Genomic DNA, 18,714 nt, shown 5'->3' with positions numbered 1-18,714 from the left:
TTCCTAGAGCGCCTCGGCGCCGGAGATGATCTCGATCAGCTCCTTGGTGATCTGCGCCTGGCGGGTGCGGTTGTACTGCAAGGTGAGGCTGGCGATCATGTCGCCGGCGTTGCGGGTGGCGTTGTCCATCGCCGTCATCTGGGCGGCGAAGAAGCCGGCCTGGTTCTCCAGCATGGCGGCGAAGATCTGGGTGGTGATGTTGCGCGGCAGCAGCGCCTCGAGGATGGTCTCCTCGTCCGGCTCGTACTCATAGGAGGCGCCCTTGAGGTCGAGCGGCGTGCCGCCCGCGGCGACTTCGGCGGGGATCAGCTGGCGGGCGATGGGCGTCTGGCTCACCACCGAGCGGAACCGCGAATAGACGAGCGTCACCACGTCGGTTTCGCCGGCCTCGAAGATCTCGCGGACCTTGGCCGCGACCTCCTCGGCCCGGACCAGGGACGGGCTGCCGCCGGCCTCGAAGACGGCGGCGATGCGATCGCCGTACAGGCGGCGCAGCTGGTCGCGCGCCTTGCGGCCGACCGCGACGATGCGCACGTCCTTGCCCTCGGAGATCAGGCTCGCGATCCGTTCGCGCGCGAACCGCACGATGCCGGAGTTGAAGCCGCCCGCCAGGCCCCGGTCGGCGGTCGCCACGACGATCAGGTGCCGCCGATCGGCGCCCGTGCCGACCAGCAGCCTGGGCGCGCCGGGCCCGGAGACGCCGGCCGCCAGGTTGGCGATCACCGCGGCCATGCGGCTGGCGTAGGGCCGCGCGCTCTGGGCGGCGTCCTGCGCGCGGCGCAGCTTGGCGGCCGCGACCATCTGCATCGCCTTGGTGATCTTCTGCGTGGCCTTCACGCTTCCGATCCGATTGCGCATGTCCTTGAGGCTGGCCATCGCGGCTGCTCAGCTCCTGCGGACGCCGGGCGTCAAGCGAAGGTCTCGGAGAAGGACGCGAGCGCGGCCTTCAGCCGGTCTTCGACGGGCGCGAGGTCCTTCTTGGTGCGGATCTCGTCCAGCACGTCCTGGTGCCTGGCGTGCAGCGACGAGAGCAGCTCGCGCTCCCAGCGGCTGACGTCGGCGGTGGCCACCTTGTCCAGGTAGCCGCGGGTGCCGGCGTAGATCACCGCCACCTGCTCCTCGACCGAGAGCGGCGCGTACTGCGGCTGCTTCAGCAGCTCGGTCAGCCGCTCGCCGCGGGCCAGCATGCGCTGGGTGGCGACGTCGAGGTCGGAGCCGAACTTCGCAAAGGCGGCCATCTCGCGGTACTGGGCGAGCTCGCCCTTGATCGGCCCGGAGGCGGCCTTCATCGCCTTGATCTGCGCCGAGGAGCCCACCCGGCTGACCGAGATGCCGACGTTCACCGCCGGGCGGATGCCCTGGAAGAACAGGTCGGTCTCCAGGAAGATCTGGCCGTCGGTGATCGAGATCACATTGGTGGGAATGTAGGCCGAGACGTCGTTGGCCTGGGTCTCGATGACCGGCAGCGCGGTCAGCGAGCCCGAGCCGTTGTCCTCGTTGAGCTTCGCCGCGCGCTCCAGGAGGCGCGAATGCAGGTAGAAGACGTCGCCCGGATAGGCCTCGCGGCCGGGCGGCCGGCGCAGCAGCAGCGACATCTGCCGGTAGGCCACCGCCTGCTTGGAGAGGTCGTCGTAGATGATGACGGCGTGCATGCCGTTGTCGCGGAACCACTCGCCCATGGCGCAGCCGGAGAAGGGCGCCAGGAACTGCAGCGGGGCGGGCTCGGAGGCGGTGGCGGAGACCACGATGGTGTAGTCGAGCGCGCCGCGCTCCTCGAGGGTCTTGACGATCTGGGCGACGGTCGAGCGCTTCTGGCCGATGGCGACGTAGATGCAATAGAGCTTCTGGCTCTCGTCGCCGCTGGCGTTGATGCTGCGCTGGTTGAGGATGGTGTCGAGGGCGACCGCGGTCTTGCCGGTCTGGCGGTCGCCGATGATCAGCTCGCGCTGGCCGCGGCCGATCGGGATCAGGGTGTCGATCGCCTTCAATCCGGTCTGCACCGGCTCGTGCACGGACTTGCGCGGGATGATGCCGGGGGCCTTGACGTCGACCCGGCGGCGCTCCGCCACGTCGGTGATCGGGCCCTTGCCGTCGATCGGCTCGCCGAGCGGATTGACCACCCGGCCCAGGAGGCCCTTGCCGACCGGCACGTCGACGATCTCGGAGAGGCGGCGGACCTCGTCGCCCTCGGCGATGGCGCGGTCCTCGCCGAAGATCACCACGCCCACGTTGTCGCGCTCGAGGTTGAGGGCCATGCCCTTCACCCCGGCCGAGGGGAACTCCACCATCTCGCCGGCCTGGACGTTGTCGAGGCCGAAGATGCGGGCGATGCCGTCGCCGACCGAGAGCACCTGGCCCACGTCGGAGACGTCGGCCTCCTCGCCGAAGTTGGCGATCTGCGACTTGAGGATGGCCGAGATCTCGGCGGCGCGGATATCCATGGGCTTACGCTCTCTTGAGGGCGAATTTCAGTGAATCGAGCTTCGAGCGGAGCGAAGCGTCGAACAGGCGGGAGCCGACCTTCACGCGGATGCCGCCCAGGATGGCGGGATCAACGCGGGTGGCGATCTCGGGCTCCTTGCCGAGCGCCTGGCGAAGCGCCGCGGCGACGCCCTTGGCCTGGGCGGCCGACAGCGGTACGGCGGTGGTGACCTCGGCGGAGACCGCGCCGCGCGCCTGGGCGGCGAGCGCCTCGAAGGCGCGGATGACCTCGCTCAGCGCCGAGGCCCGGCCGTTGGCGGCGAGCAGCCCGAGGAACTTGCGGGTCGTGGGATGGAGCTGCGCCTTTTCGGCGATGGCCGCCAGACCCTTGGCCTTGTCCGCCGCCCCGAACGCCGGGGAGCCCACCAGCGCGCGCAGATCCCGGCTCTCGGCCAGCGCCGTCTTCAGCGACCTGAGGTCGGCCTCGACCGCCGCCACGCTGTTCTGCTCGCTCGCAAGGTCGAACAGCGCCCGGCCATATCGGCCCGCCACCATCGACGCGTTGGATTGGTCCGCCACCTATCTCTTCCGCCCGGTCGGTATGGATAAGCCGCCGCGACGTCGCCGCTGCAGCTCAAAGGCCTGAAAGCGCTTGGGAAAAGCACACCGGGCTTGAGGTCCGATATGACCCCCTGCCCTAAGCCGCGCGCCTGATAGCACGCGCCCTTTCGCGCCGCAACAGAAGGGGGACGAGGCGCCGCGGCGGAATGCTCACAGTCTTCGTGAGCAGGCTCCGGGCGATCGGGCCGCCGGCGGCGTGAGCTTCCGCTGAGCATGAAAAAAGAGGGCGCCGGTGATCCGGCGCCCTCCAGGGGCAGAGCTCGTTGACGGAGCTTCTGGGGAGATCGTTACTTCTGGGCGACTTCGCCGGCCTTGGCCTTGGCCACGGCGGAGGCGTTGCAGGCGGTGAGCCGCTCGGCGGTGAAGGTCCGCGTGTCGCTGAAGGCGGCGATCGGGCCCACCTTGGCCGCCACCGTCTTGCAGGTGTCGACGGAGTAGGTGTTCGAGGTGGCCGCCCGGGCCACGCAGGCGTCGGCCTCGCAGACGAAGATGGCGCCGCCGGCGATGAACTTCACCGGCTGGGCGAGCGGCTGGGCCAGCTTGGCCGTGACCGGGTCGCTCGCGAAAGCGGCTGTGGCGGAGAGGGAGAGGAGCGCGGCGCAGGCGGCCGCAAGGGTATGGAGCTTCATGAAAGCCCTCCAGTCGTTTGGGGGAGGCGCCGCCCCGGTGGGGAGGCGGCCCAGCGGCCTGCGGAGTTCCGCCGCCGGTTATCCCCTCCGGTGACGCACAGGAACTGAGCACTGCTAAGATAACGGTGTTAAGATCGGCGCCAAGCGATTTTTTCGAACACCGGCGATACGCCGATGCACAGGCTCGCCGAAGCCGCCGCAGGCGGGTAAGAGCCTGGCCATGCCGACGATCGATCCGATCCTGCGCCGCTGGCCCGCCATTGCGCTGGCGGCCAGCCTGATCCTGCTCGCCATCGCCCACGCCTTCGAGCTGTTCGGGAAACTCGAGCCCTGCCACCTCTGCCTCGAACAGAGGGACGCCTACTGGTCGGCCGCTCTGGTCGCGCTGATCGGCCTGCTGAGCGCGCGCTTCGCGCCCGGCTGGCGGCTCACGCCGTGGATCGAGGCCCTGCTCGCCGTGATCTTCCTGGCCGGCGCGGTGATTGCGGTCCAGCAGGCCGGGGCGGAATGGAGGTTCTGGTCGGCCCCCGAAAGCTGCTCCGGCGCGACCACCGTCACCGCCGCCGACATCGCCCGCGCCATGCAGGGAAACATGACCAAGGCGCCGCGCTGTGACGAGGCGCCCTGGCGCGTCCTCGGCCTCTCCATGGCCGGATGGGACGCCGTCGCCTTCGCCGTCCTCGCCCTCCTCAGCGCCGCGGCCGCCCGGCGCAGCTTCCGCTCCCAGCGGCGCGCGTTCCGGCGCCTCGACTCCTGACCCTGAAGAGCCTCCCGCGGGTCCTGCCGACCCGGCGCCGCGCGCGATCGTCAGTCTCGTCCCGGTGTGACCCTGAGGGGCAGGCTCGCGAGGCCGCGAAGGGTGTTGTTCAACCGCGGCACGGGCGGCGCCGCGAGGTCCAGCCGCGCGATGCGTTCAGCCAGAGCCTTCAGGACGATCTCCCCTTCCAGGCGCGCGACGGCCTGGCCGACGCAGCTATGGATGCCGTAGCCGAAGGCGACGTGACCGGAGGTCTTGCGGGCGATGTCGAAGCGATCGGGATCGTCCCATCGGCGCGGGTCGCGATTGGCGGCCCCCAGGAACAGCAGGACCTTCGCCCCGACCGGCAGCCTCATGCCCCCCAGCTCGGTCTCGACCGTGGTGGTGCGGAAGAAGGTCTGCACCGGGGATTCGAAGCGAAGCGCCTCTTCGAACGCAGAGCGGGCCAGCTCCGGCTGCGCATGCAGCTGCGCCCACGCCTCGGGGTGGGTCGCCAGCGCGAACAATGCATTCCCCAGCCCGTGGACCGTGGTGTCCAGGCCGGCCGAGAGCAGCGTCCTGACGAGGAGCGCCGCCTCTTCCTCTGAAACTTCGCCCTGGTCGGCGCCCTCGAACACGCGGGCGCCCAGGCTCCCGGGCCGCAGGGCGCCGCGGTTGCACTGTCGCAGCACCCACGCGCGCCCCGCCTCGCCCTCGCGAAGCGTTGCTTCGAACCGCGCGTTGCGCGGGCCGAAGGCGTTGAACAGGAAGGCTGCGTAGCGGAGCAGGTGCTCGCGGCCATCCTCGCCAACCCCGAGGGCGTCGGCGAACACCCGGATCGGATAGACCTCCGCCAGCTCGGTCACGCCATCGAACGTCCCGCGCGACGCCAGGCGATCGGCGAGGGCATGCGCCTCGGCCTCGAATCCGGGGCGCAGGTCGCGCAGGGCCGAAGGCGACAGGGCGCGCGCCAGCACCGGCCGGGTGCGCCCGTGCAGCGGCGGATCCGCCTCGAGCAGGATGCTGGGCGGTGAAAAGAACGGGGCTTCCTTCTGGATGTTCGCCAGCCCGACGCCGGCGGCCGAGGAGAAGACGGCCCATTCCTGCAGCGCCTGCCGGACCTCCTCATGGCGTGCGGAGGCGTAGACCCCGTACGTCTCCAGCCAGACGACCGGCCCGGCCGCTCGCAATCTCTCATGCTCGGGATAGGGATCCGCCAGGAAGCTGTCGGAGAACGGATCGACATCCAAGGCGGGCGGAAGCGCGCTCAATCCAGCCCTCCGTGTCGGCAGCCGCGAGTATGGACCAGCGCCATCCGATCGCAACGGCGGACGACTTGACCCGTCCGCCCGCGCCCAGTGCTCTGGGCGCGGAGGGCCGGCGAATCTGTTCCGCGTCTTCCGCGGTTCCTAGCCGCCCGCCTCCGCGATCGCGGCGTCGAGCTCGGGCAGGCTGTGGTAGCCGGGGGTCAGCATCTTGCCGTTGACCACGAAGGTGGGCGTGGAATCGACGTGGTTGTCCTTGGCGTTCTTCTCGGTGCGGTCGTTGAGCGCCTGAATCGCCTTGTCGTCCCCGACGCATTGGTTGAACTGGGCCTCGCTCATGCCCATCGACTTGGCGATCGTCTCCAGCGTCCCACGCGGGTCGGCGAAGGCCTCCTGCTGGTTCTTGAAGATGGCGTCGATGACCGGGAAGTACTTGTCCCGCCCGGCGCAGCGGGCGAGCAGGAAGCCGGACGCGGCCACCGTCACCTCGGGGCCGCCGCCGACCAGCATCTCGCGGAACACGTAGTGCACGCGCCCGGTGTCGACGTACTTGGCGCGGAACGCCGGCCAGACCTCGAGCTGCCACTTGTCGCAGACCGGGCAGCCGACCGAGGCGTACTCGACCACCGTCACCTTGGCCTTCGGGTTGCCGAGGCTCATGTCGTCGGGCAGGGCCGTCGCCGAGCCGCCGCCTCCGCCGCCCTTGTTCTGGCTGCAGGCGGCCAGCGCCAGGGCGCTCAGCAGGACGGCCACGGCGAGCTTGATTCTCGGCATCTCCTCATCCCTCAAGACGGCGCCCAGGGTCGCGGCGCGGCGCGGAATGTGGCCCAAGCCGGGCCGCAAAGGAAGGCGCGGCCGCGGGCCGTTCACACCTCGTCAATCTTGTCGCGCGCAATCGTCCGCTGAGGTAAGGGTCGGGCCGGGTCGGGGCGGCCCACAGTAGGACGACCAACGAGAATGGCTGACGCGCAATCGCCCGGACCCGGCGGTCGCGGACCCGACAGGCGCGGTCCCCGCCCACCCCGCCCCAGGCGCACGCGGCTGCAGGCGTTCATCTATTGGACCATGGTGATGGGCGTCTGGGCGCTGATTTTCCTGGTCGCCTTCTTCGCCGTCTTCTCGGTCGACCTGCCGGACACCTCCAAGCTCTACCAGGTGAAGCGCCAGCCCTCGGTCTCCTACCTGGACCGCTCGGGCGCGCTGATCTCGGTGCGCGGCAGCCAGTACGCGCCGCCCGTCGACCTGGACAAGCTGCCGCCCTACGTGCCGAAGGCGTTCATCGCCATCGAGGACCGCTGGTTCTACTGGCACTTCGGGTTCAATCCCTGGGGCATCGCCCGCAGCCTGTTCTACAACGCCACCCATCGCGGCGGCCCGCTGCGCGGCGGCTCGACCATCACCCAGCAGCTCGCGCGCAACCTGTTCCTGACGCCCAGCCAGACCTACCGGCGGAAGATCCAGGAGCTGATCCTGGCCGTCTGGCTGGAGGCCAAGTTCTCCAAGAAGCAGATCCTCGAGCTCTACCTGAACCGAGTCTATTTCGGCGCCGGCGCCTACGGCATCGAGGCGGCCTCGGAGCGCTACTTCGGCCAGCCTGCTTCGCAGCTCACGCTCTCCGAGGCGGCGCTGCTGGCCGGCATGATGAAGGGTCCGTCGCGCTACTCGCCGGTGGCGGCGACCGACCGCGCCGCGCGCCGCGCCACCATGGTGCTGGACGAGATGGTGCGCATGCACGCCATCACGCGCCAGCAGGAGGAAGCGGCCATCAACGGCGGGCCGATCCGGGTCAACCCGGTGCTCGCCAACCAGCGGGCGCAGTACTTCACCGACTGGCTGGACGATCAGGTCCGCCAACTGGTGGGCGAACCGACCGAGGACCTGGTGGTGGAGACCACGCTCGACCTGCCGCTGCAGACCTCCGCGGAGCAGGCGCTGCAACGCGACGTGGCCGCGGCGGCGAGCCAGGGGGTCCAGCAGGGAGCGCTGATCAGCATCGACGGCGAAGGCCGCGTGCGCGCCTATGTGGGCGGGATCAACTACCTGCAGAGCCAGTTCGATCGGGTGAGCCAGGCCAGGCGCCAGGCCGGCTCGGCCTTCAAGCCGTTCGTCTACCTCACCGCCATGGACGCCGGCCGCACGCCCGATACGCCGGTGGTGGACGAGCCGATCACCATCGGCAACTGGCAGCCGCGCAACTACACCGGCCGCTACCTGGGTCCGATCACGCTGGAGATCGCCCTGAAGGAATCGATCAACACCGTGGCCGCGCGGCTCGCCAACGAGGTCGGCACCGCCAATGTGGCGATGACCGCCAAGCGGCTGGGCATCACCTCGCCGATCCAGCTCGACCCCTCCATGGCCCTGGGCGCGGTGGAGGTGAGCCCGCTCGAGATGGCCCAGGCCTACGACGCCTTCTCCAACGGCGGCTTCTTCGTCAAGGCTCACGCCATCGAGCGGATCCGCACCGCCTCCGGGCGCGTGCTCTACGATCAGGGCATGGGGGGCGCCGATCGGCGCGCCGTGATCGGCCAGCCGGCGCTCGCCTACATGATCCGCATGATGCGCGCGGTGATCGGCTCCGGCACCGGAACCCGCGCCGCCGTGCCCGGCTTCGACCTGGCCGGCAAGACCGGCACCACCAGCGACTACCGCGACGCCTGGTTCATCGGCTACACCGGCGGCTTCACGACGGCGGTGTGGGTCGGCCGCGACGACAACACGCCGATGCGCAAGGTGACCGGAGGCACTGTGCCCGCCGGGATCTGGCACGATTACATGGCCCAGGCGCTGCCCCGGCTGAAGGTCGCGCCCATCCCCGGCGGAGAGGCGCCGCAGCCGCAGCCGTCGGATCTGATCGGCGACCTGTTGAACGGCGCCCAGCAGGCGATCCGGCCGAGCAATCAGGGGCCGCCGCCGCAGCCCTATCCGGAGCAGCCGCAGTCCGACCCCAACCTGCCGCCGTACTGAGTAGCTACGATCGCGGCGGGGAGAGGGATTGGTCCTCAGGTTCCGAAGGCGTGCAGCCTGGCGCCCTCGGCGCGCAGCCAGGCGCGGTGCGGCCGCTCGTCGCCGATCAGCGCCTTCACGTGGGCCCAGAAGCGCGGCCCGTGGTTGAGCTCCAGGAGGTGCGCGCATTCGTGGGCCGCCACGTAGTCGGCGACCTCGAAAGGCGCGAGGGCCAGCCGCCACGAATAGCGGATCGAGCCCGCGCCGCCGCGCCGTCCCGGACGGCATGAGCCCCAGCGGGCCTTGGCGTCCATGATCGCGACCTTCGGCATCGGCGCGCCCAGCCGCGCGGCGTGCGCCGCCGTGCGCTCGCCGAGCACCGCGAGCGCGCGCTTCCTGATCATCAGCATGACGGCGCGCGCGTAGCCCTCGCCCTCGCCCATGGCGGCGATGCGGTGGGGCTGGCCGTCGGCGGCGTCGTGCCAGCGGGCGCGGCCGGATCCCGCCTCCAGCCACACGTCCTCGCCGAACACCTGCAGCACCAGGCCCGGATGGATCGGCTCGGCCGCGGGCAACTCGGCGAGCCGCGCGGCGATCCAGTGGGCGCGCTCGCGGGCGAAGGCGGCGGCTTCCGCCAGCCGCCGGGGAGACGGCGCCGTGGCGACGATCTGGCGGCGCGTCCGGTCGAGCCGGAGCGACACGCGGCGGGCGCGACGGTTGACCTTGAGCGTCACGACCGCGCCGGCAACCTCCAGCCGGTCGCCATCGGTGAGAGACCTGCCGAAGGGCGCCATGGACCGCGACTGTAGGGTCAGGCGCGAGTCGTGTCGAAGCCCGGGTCCGTGCGGCGGATGAACGCGCGGATCCTGGGGTAGATCTCGGCCTCGAAGCGGCGGCCGTTGAAGACGCCGTAGTGGCCGACGCCGGGCTGCACGTAGTCTTCCTTGAGCTCCGGGGGCAGCCCGCGGCAGAGCTCGTGCGCCGCGCGCGTCTGGCCAATGCCGGAGATGTCGTCGTTCTCGCCCTCGACGGTGAGCAGGCCGATGTCGGCGATCCGCTCGGGGCGCACCTGGCGGCCGCGATGGACGAGCTCGCCCTTGGGCAGGAGATAGCGCTGGAACACCTCGTCCACCGTCTGGAGGTAGAACTCCTCGGTGAGGTCGAGCACCGACAGATATTCGTCGTAGAATTCCAGGTGCTTCTCGGCGGAATCGCCATCGCCGGCCATCAGCTGCTGCAGGTATTGCAGGTGCGCCGCCTGGTGCCGCTCGAGGTTCATCGACAGGAAGGCCGCGAGCTGGATGAAGCCGGGATAGACACGCCGGCCTGCGCCGGGGTGCGGGGCCGGCACGGCATAGATCATGTTTGACTGGAACCAGGCGAACGGCCGCGCCTCGGCGAGCCGGTTGGTCACCGTCGGCGAGAGCCGGGCGTCGATGGGCGATCCCATCAGGGTGATCGAGGCGGGCCGGTTCCGGTCGCGGTCCTCGGACATCAGGGCGGCCGCCGCCAGGACGGCGGGGCCGGGCTGGCAGACCGCCACCACGTGGGCCCGCGGCCCGATCTCGCCCAGCATGTCGCAGACGCGGTCGATGTAGTCGTGGAAATCGAACGGGCCGTCGCCGAGCGGCACGTCGCGGGCGTTGGCCCAGTCGGTGACATAGACCTCGTGGTCGGCCAGGAAGGCGCGGACCGTGCCGCGCAGCAGCGTGGCGTGGTGGCCCGACAGCGGCGCCACGATCAGCACCTTCGGCTCCGGCGCGGCGCGTCCGGCGGCGGCCAGGCCTGCGGGATCGCGCCGGAAGTGCAGCAGGTTCACCCACGGCGAGGACCAGGCCGTCTCGGCCGTAACCCGAACCGGCCGGCCCTCCACGGACACCTCATCGAGGCCCCAGGCCGGCTTGCCATAGCGACGGGTGAGGTTCGCGTAGAGATCGGAGGCGGCGTAAAGGCTCCGTCCAAGCTCGGTCTCGCGGGCCGGGTTCAGCGGAGAGGACCAGAATTCCCGCGACATCAGAGCCGCCATGCGCAGCGGCGTCGCCGCGTAGTAGCCCGCCTCGTAGAGCGAATAGAGCATGCCGCCTCGCCATTGTGCGTTGCGGCATTAACATGCGAATCGTTAATCGGCCGAACAATCCGGCGCGGCGCGCGCGCTCAGCAGCTCGTCGCCGCCGCGCCCTGTGACATCGCCTTCTCCACGCGCGCGGCGATCGCCTGGGGAGGCGTATCGTAGGGGATCACGCAGGCGAAGCGCCCCTTCGGGTTCATCAGATAGGTGAAGCTCGAGTGATTGACGGTGTAGTCGGGCCCCGCGCCGGCGGCCTGATAGAAGACCTTGTAGGCATGCGCGGCCTCGGCCACCTGAGCAGGGGAGCCCGTGAGGCCGACCACGTGCTGCGGAAAGGCCGGGGTGTGCAGATAGGCGCCCAGGACCTTGGGCGTGTCGCGCGCCGGATCGACCGAGATGAAGACGGTCTGGAAATCGGCCGCCTTCGGCCCCAGCGCCTTCTCGGCCTGGCCGAGCGCGAACAGCGTCGTCGGGCAGGCGTCCGGACAGAAGCTGTAGCCGAAGAAGACGGCGCTCCACTTGCCCTTCAGCACGCTCTGGTCGACCGACCGGCCGGACGTGCTGGTGAGGTGGAACGGCCCGCCTATGGCGGCGGTTTGCTGCTGCGGGCGCAGGATCCCCCGCTCGACGGCCAGACCCGTCAGCACCGCGAAGGCCAGGGCCAGCCCGGCGAGGACGACCAGGAAACCCCGGCTCATGACGCGTTCGGGCTCCTTTTCCGCATTTGGCCTCGTCAGGGACCGCCGAGCGCGCGATCCTGACAGGGCCATGGCTGACGTGCGGACCCCCGCCACGCCTTCTCCGACGCCCGCTGGGCGTTTCGATAAAGTGGGCTCCGGCGCCGCGCAAGCCAGCGCGACGCCGGGCGAGACCGATTGGGGCGAAGGGGCGATCCACCGGGGCCGCCTTCGCGTCCGTTCGCTGGTCACCCAGCGCTGGCTGATCATCGGCGGCGAGGCCCTGCTGCTGCTGGTCGCCTATTTCGTGCTCGGGTTCCGCGCGCCGTATCCACTCTGCTTCGGCGTGGTGGCGGCGGGCGGCTGGGTCAACCTGCTGACCGGCGTGGCCTCGCCGGGCCAGAGGGTGCTTGGCGACGTCGAGGCGGCCGCCCAGCTCGGCGTCGACATCGCCCAGATCGCGGTGCTGATGTTCCTGACCGGCGGCACGGCCAACCCTTTCATGGTGCTGCTGATCGCCCCGGTGACCCTGGCGGCGGCCAGCCTGCCGCGCCGTCACCTCCTGGTCCTGGTGGGACTGGCTGCGGCGGCTTCGCTTTTGCTGGCCTACGTCTCGCTGCCGCTGCCGGAAACGGTCGGAACCAGCCTGGTGATCTCGCCGGACTATCGGGTGGGCGCGGCGATCGCCAACATCGCCGGCCTGGCGCTGATCGGCGGGTTCGTGCGGCAGAGCGCGGTGGAGGCGGCGCGCATGGCCCTGGCGCTCGACGTCACCCAGACCGTCCTGTCGCGCGAACAGCAGCTCTCGGCCTTGGGCGCGCTCGCCGCCGCGGCGGCCCATGAGCTCGGCACGCCGCTCGCCACCATCTCCATCGTCGCCAAGGAGCTGGCCCGCGAAGCGCCGACGCCCTCGGTCAAGGACGACGCCGAGCTGCTCATGGCCCAGGCGGAGCGGTGCCGCGAGATCCTGCGCAGGCTGACCGAGACTCCCGACAAGGCCTCCGACGAGGTCCACGAACGCATGAGCCTGCGCCAGCTCGTGCAGGAGGTGATCGAGCCGCACGCCGAGGTGAAGGACGTCCGCGTCGAGGCGATCGTCACCGGCGCGCCTGGCGTGCGCTCACCCGACATGCGGCGGATGCCGGAGATCGTCCACGCCCTGGCCTCCTTCGTGGAGAACGCCGTCGATTTCGCCGCCGCCGAGGTGCTGGTCACCGCCCGTTTCGATGCGGAGACGGTCTCGGTGGAGGTGCGCGACGACGGGCCCGGCTTCGCACCCGAGATCCTCGCCAAGCTCGGCGAGCCTTACGTGACCACCCGGCCGGGCGCCGAGGGCTCGCGCACCGGCCACATCGGCATGGGGCTCGGTTTCTTCATCGCCAAGACCCTGTTGGAAAGGACCGGGGCGGTCGTCACCTTTCAGAACGGAAGGCCGCGCGGCGCGGTGATTTCGGCTCGCTGGCCGCGCTCGCGCGTTGAAGTCGGTGAGGCGTGATCAAGACCGGGGCTTGCGGATAGATGAGTTCGTGCGACAGGATGCCGCGATGGTTGCGTTTAGGGAGCCCCGTCGCGGGGTGACGGCATGACCGACCTTTCCACGGAAGTCTCCGCCCTGACGGACAAGTCGCTCCTGCTGCTGGATGACGACGCCCCGTTGCGCACCCGCCTCGGCCGCGCGCTCGAGCAGCGTGGCTTCGAACCCGTCCTGGTGGCGAGCGTTTCGGAGGCGATCGCGGCGGTGAAGCAGAAGCCTCCCGCCTACGCCGTCCTCGACATGCGGCTGGAGGACGGCTCAGGGCTCAAGGTGGTGGAAGCGGTGCGCGACGCGCGGCCGGACGCGAAGATCATCATGCTGACCGGCTACGGCAACATCGCCACCGCCGTGCAGGCGGTGAAGGCGGGCGCCGTCGACTACCTGTCCAAGCCCGCCGACGCCGACGACGTGGCCCGCGCCCTGCTCTCGAAGGGCGACGTCCCGGCGCCGCCGGAAAATCCGATGAGCGCCGACCGGGTCCGCTGGGAGCACATCCAGCGGGTCTACGAGTTGTGCAACCACAACGTGTCGGAGACCGCCCGGCGGCTCAACATGCACCGCCGGACCCTGCAGCGGATCCTCGCCAAGCGGGCCCCACGCTGACCGCGGTTCCCCCTTTGGGGGAAATGTCGGCATGGGGGACGTGATCATGGGCCTCTTCCCCCTGAGGGGGAAAGCCCTCACCCCTCCGCCTTCTCGGCTCTCTTGAGCGCCTCCGCCCATTGCGCCTGCGCCTGCTGGCGGGCGGCGTTGGCGGGGGCCAGCGGCTGGCCCGAGGCGCGCGCCTGTTCGGCGACCTGCCGGCCGAGCGCGAGCACGGGCGGGATCTCCTCGTCGCGGAGCGGCTGCATGCCCTGTTTCCGCTTGAAGGCCGCCTCGATGTAGGGCGCGAGCTCCGCCGCCTTGCGGGCCTCGCGTTCGGCCTCGCCGAGGTGGAACTCGGGCATCACCTCGCCGGCGAAGAGCTCCAGCGCCTCGCAGATGTGCTCGTGTCTGTTGCGGCCGCCCTGCTGGATGAACGCCACCTGGTCGACGCCCACCTCGGAGAACTTGCGCAGGTGCGCGCGCAGCGTCTCGGGCGTGCCGATGCCGCCCTCGTCCGCCTGGCCCTGGGGCATGTTGGCCAGCGCCGTCTGGAATTTCTCCCAGATGTTGGTGCGGCCGGGGACCTGCTCGCCGAACCCGTAGTGCCAGCCGAGCGCGAAGGCGAAGAAGCGGAAGCCCTCGCGGAAGCGTCGCCTGGCCTCCTCGGCGTCGGCGTGCACCCCGAAGGAGGAGACCATGCAGATGTTGGCGTTCACCGCGTGGCCGATCGGCACGCACTCCTCCTTGAGGATGCGGTAGTAGTCGTCCACCCACTGCTTGGCCTCCGCCGGATCGACGAAGGCGAAGGTCAGGGCGCCGATGCCGAGCCGTGCGGCGAGCTTGATGGTTTCGCGGTTGGAGCAGGCCACCCAAAGCGGCGGGTGCGGCTTCTGCACCGGCTTGGGCACGATGTTGCGGCAGGGCATGGAGAAGTACTTCCCCTCGAAGCCCGGATAGGGGTCCATGGCCAGCATGTTGGCGGCCTGCTCGACCGCCTCGCGCCACTGGTCGCGCTTCTCGCCGACCGGCACCCGGTAACCGCCGAGCTCGAGGGCGGCGGAACTCTCGCCGGTGCCCCATTCCACGCGACCGTTCGAGACCAGGTCGAGGGTGGCGATCCGCTCGGCGACGCGGGCGGGGTGGTTGTAGTTGGGCGGCATCAGCGTGATGCCGTGGCCCAGCCGGATCGTCTTGGTCCGCTGCGAGCAGGCGGCCAGGAACACCTCCGGCGCGGAGGAGTGGGAATATTCCTCCAGGAAGTGGTGCTCGACCTCCCAGACGTTGTCGAGGCCCAGCCGGTCGGCGAGCTCGACCTGATCGAGCGCGTCCTGGAACAGCTTGAGCTCGAGCCCCTCGGTCCAGGGCCGCGGCAGCTGGTGCTCGTAGAAGATCCCGAAACGCATGGCTCAAATCCTCGCCTTGAAATCGTTCCTCAAATCGGCTCCGGATGCTCGACCCGCCAGGCGGCGAGGCGCTCTTCGCGCTCGCGCTGACGCTGTCCCCGCAGCTCCGGATCCCAAGCCTGGCGCGGGCCGGTGAACATGCCGCCGTCCACCAGCATGTGCACGCCGGTCACGAACTCGGACTCGTCGGAAGCGAAGAACAGGGCGGCCGCGGCGATGTCGGCGGGCTCGCCGGACTTCGGAATCGGCTGCGCTTCCGGCGCGCTCTGGCGCATCTCGGCCTTGATCATGTCGGCGAATCCGGCCGGCACGCCCGGCGTGAAGATGTTGGTCAGGATCAGCCCCGGACAGATGGCGTTCACCCGGATGCGGTCGCGGCCCAGCTCGGCCGCGGCCAGGCGCGTCAGGTGGATCACGGCGGCTTTCATCGTCGAATAGGCGATCGGGCCGGCGCCGGCCTGCATGCCGGCGATCGAGGCGGTGTTGATGATCGAGCCGCCGCCGCGGCGCTTCAGGTGCGGAATGGCGTAGCGCATGCCGAGCGCCACCGAGCGCAGCAGCAGGGCGTGGGTGCGGTCCCACGCCTCGCCGGTCATGTCGGCCAGCGTCTCGCGCGCCCCGCCGGCGCCGGCGTTGTTGAACACCACGTCGAGACCGCCGAACCGGGCGGCCGCCTCGTCCATCAGGGCGGCGATATCGCCCTCTTCCGTGACGTCGCACCGCCGGAACGCGACCTCGCCGCCGTAGCGCGCCGCCAGCGCCCGGCCCGCGGTCTCGTCGATGTCGCCCACCAGGACGCGCGCGCCTTCCGAGGCGAAGCGCTCCACCGCGCCCAGCCCGATGCCCGACGCGCCGCCGGTGATCACCGCAATCTTGCCCCCGAGCCGATCCATCAGGGCCGTCCTCCGCCGGGCCGTCGCGCGGCCCTGGGTTATCGATGATTAGCGCCGGGGAGCGGTCGCTAGCAAACCGCAAGTTCAATCGTCGCGGGCGCCGCCGCCGACCGACGCCGCCATACCGCTTTCTCAAAGCAGGTTGACGCCCGCGAAGCCCTCCCGCAGCTTGCGGCCACCGACGGAGACGCGGGAGACAAGGCCTTGACCACCAACTCCCTGGCCAGCGCGCGGCGTCTCGGCCTCCCGACTCGGATCTTCTACGGCTTCGGCTCGATCGCCTTCGGCGTGAAGGACAACGGCTTTTCCTACTTCCTGCAGTTCTTCTACGCCCAGGTGATGGGCCTGCCGGCGGCGACGGTGGGGCTGGCGATCATGTTCGCCCTGATCCTCGACGCGTTCATCGACCCGATCATCGGCCAGATCTCCGACAACACGCGGAGCAAATGGGGGCGCCGGCACCCCTTCATGTATCTCTCGGCCGTGCCGGTCGCGGTCTCCTACATCTTCCTGTGGAATCCGCCGAAGGGCTGGGAGCAGGGCGCGCTGCTGGCCTACCTGTTCTTCACCTCGGTGCTGATCCGCACCTTCATCTCCTGCTACGAGATCCCCTCGGCGGCCCTGGCGGCGGAGCTGACCACGGAATACGACGAGCGCACGCGGCTGTTGTCCTACCGCTTCCTGTTCGGCTGGGTGGGCGGGCTGCTGATGTACGGCCTGGCGCTCCTGGTGTTCTTCAAGCCGGACGCGACGCACGCCGTGGGGCAGCTCAATCCGGAGGGCTACGCCCACTACGGCCTGTTCGCAGGCGCGCTGATGATCTTCGCAATCCTGGTCACCTCGATCGGCACCCACCGCGAGATCCCCAATCTGCGGCCCCCGCCGCATGCCCACATCGCGCTGAGCCGCCTGGCGCGGGAGATGTTCGGGACCCTGGCGAACCGCTCGTTCCTGATGATCCTCGCCTCGAGCTTCTTCTATGCGATGGGCATCGGCCTGGGGTTCTCGATCAACCTCTATTTCACGACCTACTTCTGGGAATTCTCCTCCTTCCAGATCGGCATGTTCACCTTCTCGAGCCTGCTGGCGGCGATCTTCGCGTTCGCCGTCGCCCCGCAGATCGCCAAGCGGTTCGACAAGAAGCCCGCGGCCATGGTCCTGATCCCGCTGGGGCTGGCGATCGGCGTCGGCCCGATCGTGCTTCGCTTGCTCGGCGTGTTCCTGCCGAACGGATCGCCGGCGCTCTATCCGACCATCTGGATCATCAACGTGTTCGCCACGGGCCTCGGCATCGCGGGCTCGATCCTGTTCTCATCGATGATCGCCGACGTGGTCGAGAACTCGGAGCTCGCCACCGGACGGCGGCAGGAGGGGCTGTTCTTCGCGGCGGTCGCGTTCATCAACAAGGCCGTCTCCGGGATGGGCATCTTCACCTCCGGCATGATCATCAGCGCGATCCACTTCCCGCACGCGGTGCGGCCCGGCGCGGTGCCGGCCGGGGTCATCCGGGCGCTCGGGATGACCTACGTGCCGGTGCAGGTGGCGCTCTACGGAACGACGGTGCTGCTGCTGATCGGCTACCGGATCAGCCGTCGGAGCCACGAAGACACCCTGCGCAAGCTTGCCGCGGCCGCCGATCTGTCGGTCGAGGGCGAGCCGGCGTCTGCCGAGCCCGAGGCCGTCTAGCGCGCGAAGAGGCCCATCAGCAGCGGACGGACGAAGACGGCGGGGGCGGCCTTCTGCTTCACGCCGGGCACCCAGAAGCGGAGCTCGGCGCCGGCGTTGAGCGTCGCATTCAGCATCTGCGCCGCGATGGCCGGATCGACCGGCCGGAGCGAACCCTCGGCGATTCCACCGGAGATCATCGCGGCGAACCGATCGGACACGCGGTCCAGTTGCTGGACCATCTGCTTGCGGATCGGCTCCGGCAAGGCGGCGAGCGCCGAGGTCCTGAGCAACGGGCCGCTGTCGGAGAGCTGATATTCCGCCAGGGTGGCCGCCGCGCTGCTCAGCTTCATCCATTGGTCGCCGGGCAGCTCCAGGGCCAGGCGCTGGACGCGCCGCATGACCTCGAACGTGCGCTCGAAGCAGGCGACCACCAGGTCGTCCTTGGCCTCGATGTGATGATAGAAGCTGCCTTTGGTGACGTTGAGCGCGGCGGAGATCTTGTCCACCGAGGCGCCGCGGTAGCCTCGGACGTTGATGAGCTTGGTGGCGGCGAGCAGGAAGGTCTCGCGGCCCATCTCGTGGACGTCGCGCGGCTGCAGCTCGGCCAGCGGAATGGACCGCGGCGCCCAGACCGCGCCCTCCGACGCCAGCCCGCCGGCCAGGATGGCGTGCATCCGCTCGCCGATGCGCGGGTAATCCTCGGCGTCGTACTTCGGCAGCCAGGCCGCGCCCCAGAACAGCTGCTCGAGAAGCATGTGCGTGCGCGCCGTCCGCCGGCCGCGTGTCAGCCACTCCAACTCGGGCGCCTCGAAGAGCTGCCGCAGCCTGCGGAACAGCTTCATGAACGCCTCGAAGACGAACCCCAGGGCCGGCGGGTTGAGGGCCCGCAGGTCGGCGAGCACCGGCAGCGGCGGCGCCGCCCCGACCACGGCGGCGCGCACCCGCTCGAGATAGAGGTTGAGCAGACTGCGCAGGCGCCCCTCCGGAGTGGGCTCAGCGAGCGCCTGGTCGAGCATCCGCTGCATGGCCTCGATGCCGCGCAGCATGCAGGCGGCGGCGAGATCGTCCTTGCGCTTGAAGTAGTAGGTCACGCTGGTGGTCGAGAGGTCGACCGCGGCCGCCGCATCGGCCAGCGTGAGGCCCTTCACGCCGCGCTGGTTGAGAAGCGCGGTGGCGGCGTCAAGGATCGCCTCGCGCTTCCGCTCGAAGCGATCGGTCGAGCGAACCACGGTGCGCTGCATGGGTCCGGCGCCCCTCCCCAAGTCGCA

17 protein-coding genes are annotated in these 18,714 nt (G+C 70.0%); 5 read left to right on the top strand and 12 right to left on the bottom strand.

Annotation, left to right across the window (positions count from 1 at the left end):
• Nucleotides 1–3: 3 nt before the first annotated feature.
• From VLI41_RS11285 to VLI41_RS11270, 4 genes are all read right to left on the bottom strand, one after another.
• Entirely contained in the window at nucleotides 4–876 is an 873-nt protein-coding gene (locus VLI41_RS11285; RefSeq protein ID WP_325268175.1) for a F0F1 ATP synthase subunit gamma, read from the bottom strand.
• A 32-nt stretch (nucleotides 877–908) separates the two neighbouring features.
• Nucleotides 909–2,441, bottom strand: a complete 1,533-nt coding sequence (gene atpA, locus VLI41_RS11280) for a F0F1 ATP synthase subunit alpha (RefSeq protein ID WP_325268174.1) — start codon at nucleotides 2,439–2,441, stop codon at nucleotides 909–911.
• A gap of 4 nt (nucleotides 2,442–2,445) precedes the next feature.
• On the bottom strand, nucleotides 2,446–3,000 hold the full coding sequence (locus tag VLI41_RS11275) for a F0F1 ATP synthase subunit delta (protein WP_325268173.1): 555 nt from the start codon (nucleotides 2,998–3,000) through the stop codon (nucleotides 2,446–2,448).
• 329 nt (nucleotides 3,001–3,329) lie between these two features.
• Nucleotides 3,330–3,671, bottom strand: coding sequence for a CC_3452 family protein (locus VLI41_RS11270; RefSeq protein ID WP_325268172.1), 342 nt, complete (start codon nucleotides 3,669–3,671; stop codon nucleotides 3,330–3,332).
• A 220-nt stretch (nucleotides 3,672–3,891) separates the two neighbouring features.
• Here VLI41_RS11270 and VLI41_RS11265 point away from each other — a divergent pair, with 220 nt between their 5' ends.
• Complete coding sequence (locus tag VLI41_RS11265; RefSeq protein WP_325268171.1) at nucleotides 3,892–4,428, top strand: disulfide bond formation protein B; 537 nt, start codon at nucleotides 3,892–3,894, stop codon at nucleotides 4,426–4,428.
• 50 nt (nucleotides 4,429–4,478) lie between these two features.
• Here the strand turns inward: VLI41_RS11265 and VLI41_RS11260 are convergent, their stop codons facing one another.
• Entirely contained in the window at nucleotides 4,479–5,678 is a 1,200-nt protein-coding gene (locus tag VLI41_RS11260) for a cytochrome P450 (protein WP_325268170.1), read from the bottom strand.
• A gap of 138 nt (nucleotides 5,679–5,816) precedes the next feature.
• Complete coding sequence (locus VLI41_RS11255; protein ID WP_325268169.1) at nucleotides 5,817–6,446, bottom strand: DsbA family protein; 630 nt, start codon at nucleotides 6,444–6,446, stop codon at nucleotides 5,817–5,819.
• A gap of 183 nt (nucleotides 6,447–6,629) precedes the next feature.
• Between VLI41_RS11255 and VLI41_RS11250 the strand changes: the two genes are divergently transcribed.
• Nucleotides 6,630–8,639, top strand: a complete 2,010-nt coding sequence (locus VLI41_RS11250; RefSeq protein WP_325268168.1) for a penicillin-binding protein 1A — start codon at nucleotides 6,630–6,632, stop codon at nucleotides 8,637–8,639.
• A gap of 35 nt (nucleotides 8,640–8,674) precedes the next feature.
• Here VLI41_RS11250 and VLI41_RS11245 read toward each other — a convergent pair whose 3' ends face one another.
• The 3 genes from VLI41_RS11245 to VLI41_RS11235 form a co-directional block, all read right to left on the bottom strand.
• Nucleotides 8,675–9,412 (bottom strand): M48 family metallopeptidase, encoded by a 738-nt coding sequence (locus VLI41_RS11245; protein WP_325268167.1) that lies wholly within the window; start codon nucleotides 9,410–9,412, stop codon nucleotides 8,675–8,677.
• Nucleotides 9,413–9,429: 17 nt separating this feature from the next.
• The gene (locus tag VLI41_RS11240; RefSeq protein WP_325268166.1) at nucleotides 9,430–10,695 is read right to left on the bottom strand and encodes a polyhydroxyalkanoate depolymerase; all 1,266 of its coding nucleotides are present in this window, start codon (nucleotides 10,693–10,695) and stop codon (nucleotides 9,430–9,432) included.
• A gap of 77 nt (nucleotides 10,696–10,772) precedes the next feature.
• A complete protein-coding gene (locus VLI41_RS11235) occupies nucleotides 10,773–11,384 on the bottom strand; it encodes an SCO family protein (protein WP_325268165.1) in 612 nt (203 codons plus the stop codon).
• Between the two features lie 70 nt (nucleotides 11,385–11,454).
• On the opposite strand from VLI41_RS11235, the gene VLI41_RS11230 reads away from it, so the two are divergent.
• On the top strand, nucleotides 11,455–12,858 hold the full coding sequence (locus tag VLI41_RS11230; RefSeq protein WP_325268164.1) for an ActS/PrrB/RegB family redox-sensitive histidine kinase: 1,404 nt from the start codon (nucleotides 11,455–11,457) through the stop codon (nucleotides 12,856–12,858).
• 87 nt (nucleotides 12,859–12,945) lie between these two features.
• Entirely contained in the window at nucleotides 12,946–13,500 is a 555-nt protein-coding gene (locus VLI41_RS11225; protein ID WP_325268163.1) for an ActR/PrrA/RegA family redox response regulator transcription factor, read from the top strand.
• 77 nt (nucleotides 13,501–13,577) lie between these two features.
• Here the strand turns inward: VLI41_RS11225 and VLI41_RS11220 are convergent, their stop codons facing one another.
• Nucleotides 13,578–14,885 carry an LLM class flavin-dependent oxidoreductase gene (locus tag VLI41_RS11220; RefSeq protein ID WP_325268162.1) on the bottom strand — a complete coding sequence of 436 codons (1,308 nt, stop codon included), beginning with the start codon at nucleotides 14,883–14,885 and terminating at the stop codon, nucleotides 13,578–13,580.
• 29 nt (nucleotides 14,886–14,914) lie between these two features.
• Nucleotides 14,915–15,778: an SDR family oxidoreductase gene (locus tag VLI41_RS11215; protein ID WP_325268161.1), complete on the bottom strand. Its 864-nt coding sequence runs from the start codon at nucleotides 15,776–15,778 to the stop codon at nucleotides 14,915–14,917.
• Nucleotides 15,779–15,982: 204 nt separating this feature from the next.
• On the opposite strand from VLI41_RS11215, the gene VLI41_RS11210 reads away from it, so the two are divergent.
• Nucleotides 15,983–17,464, top strand: coding sequence for an MFS transporter (locus VLI41_RS11210; RefSeq protein ID WP_325268160.1), 1,482 nt, complete (start codon nucleotides 15,983–15,985; stop codon nucleotides 17,462–17,464).
• Here VLI41_RS11210 and VLI41_RS11205 read toward each other — a convergent pair.
• Entirely contained in the window at nucleotides 17,461–18,687 is a 1,227-nt protein-coding gene (locus VLI41_RS11205; RefSeq protein WP_325268159.1) for a TetR/AcrR family transcriptional regulator, read from the bottom strand. The genes VLI41_RS11210 and VLI41_RS11205 overlap by 4 nt on opposite strands.
• Between the last annotated feature and the right edge of the window lie 27 nt (nucleotides 18,688–18,714).

It is taken from the genome of Phenylobacterium sp. (assembly GCF_035475775.1).
Lineage (GTDB): Bacteria > Pseudomonadota > Alphaproteobacteria > Caulobacterales > Caulobacteraceae > Phenylobacterium.
Note: the sequence above shows the minus strand (reverse complement) of the source record. Positions and strands in the feature narration are given on the sequence as shown.

Coding starts and splice junctions, on each gene's coding strand:
- VLI41_RS11285 (WP_325268175.1), bottom strand. CDS start 876: ATGGCCAGCCTCAAGGACATGCGCAATCGGATCGGAAGCGTGAAGGCC.
- atpA (WP_325268174.1), bottom strand. CDS start 2,441: ATGGATATCCGCGCCGCCGAGATCTCGGCCATCCTCAAGTCGCAGATC.
- VLI41_RS11270 (WP_325268172.1), bottom strand. CDS start 3,671: ATGAAGCTCCATACCCTTGCGGCCGCCTGCGCCGCGCTCCTCTCCCTC.
- VLI41_RS11265 (WP_325268171.1), top strand. CDS start 3,892: ATGCCGACGATCGATCCGATCCTGCGCCGCTGGCCCGCCATTGCGCTG.
- VLI41_RS11255 (WP_325268169.1), bottom strand. CDS start 6,446: ATGCCGAGAATCAAGCTCGCCGTGGCCGTCCTGCTGAGCGCCCTGGCG.
- VLI41_RS11250 (WP_325268168.1), top strand. CDS start 6,630: ATGGCTGACGCGCAATCGCCCGGACCCGGCGGTCGCGGACCCGACAGG.
- VLI41_RS11245 (WP_325268167.1), bottom strand. CDS start 9,412: ATGGCGCCCTTCGGCAGGTCTCTCACCGATGGCGACCGGCTGGAGGTT.
- VLI41_RS11240 (WP_325268166.1), bottom strand. CDS start 10,695: ATGCTCTATTCGCTCTACGAGGCGGGCTACTACGCGGCGACGCCGCTG.
- VLI41_RS11235 (WP_325268165.1), bottom strand. CDS start 11,384: ATGAGCCGGGGTTTCCTGGTCGTCCTCGCCGGGCTGGCCCTGGCCTTC.
- VLI41_RS11230 (WP_325268164.1), top strand. CDS start 11,455: ATGGCTGACGTGCGGACCCCCGCCACGCCTTCTCCGACGCCCGCTGGG.
- VLI41_RS11225 (WP_325268163.1), top strand. CDS start 12,946: ATGACCGACCTTTCCACGGAAGTCTCCGCCCTGACGGACAAGTCGCTC.
- VLI41_RS11220 (WP_325268162.1), bottom strand. CDS start 14,885: ATGCGTTTCGGGATCTTCTACGAGCACCAGCTGCCGCGGCCCTGGACC.
- VLI41_RS11215 (WP_325268161.1), bottom strand. CDS start 15,778: ATGGATCGGCTCGGGGGCAAGATTGCGGTGATCACCGGCGGCGCGTCG.
- VLI41_RS11205 (WP_325268159.1), bottom strand. CDS start 18,687: ATGCAGCGCACCGTGGTTCGCTCGACCGATCGCTTCGAGCGGAAGCGC.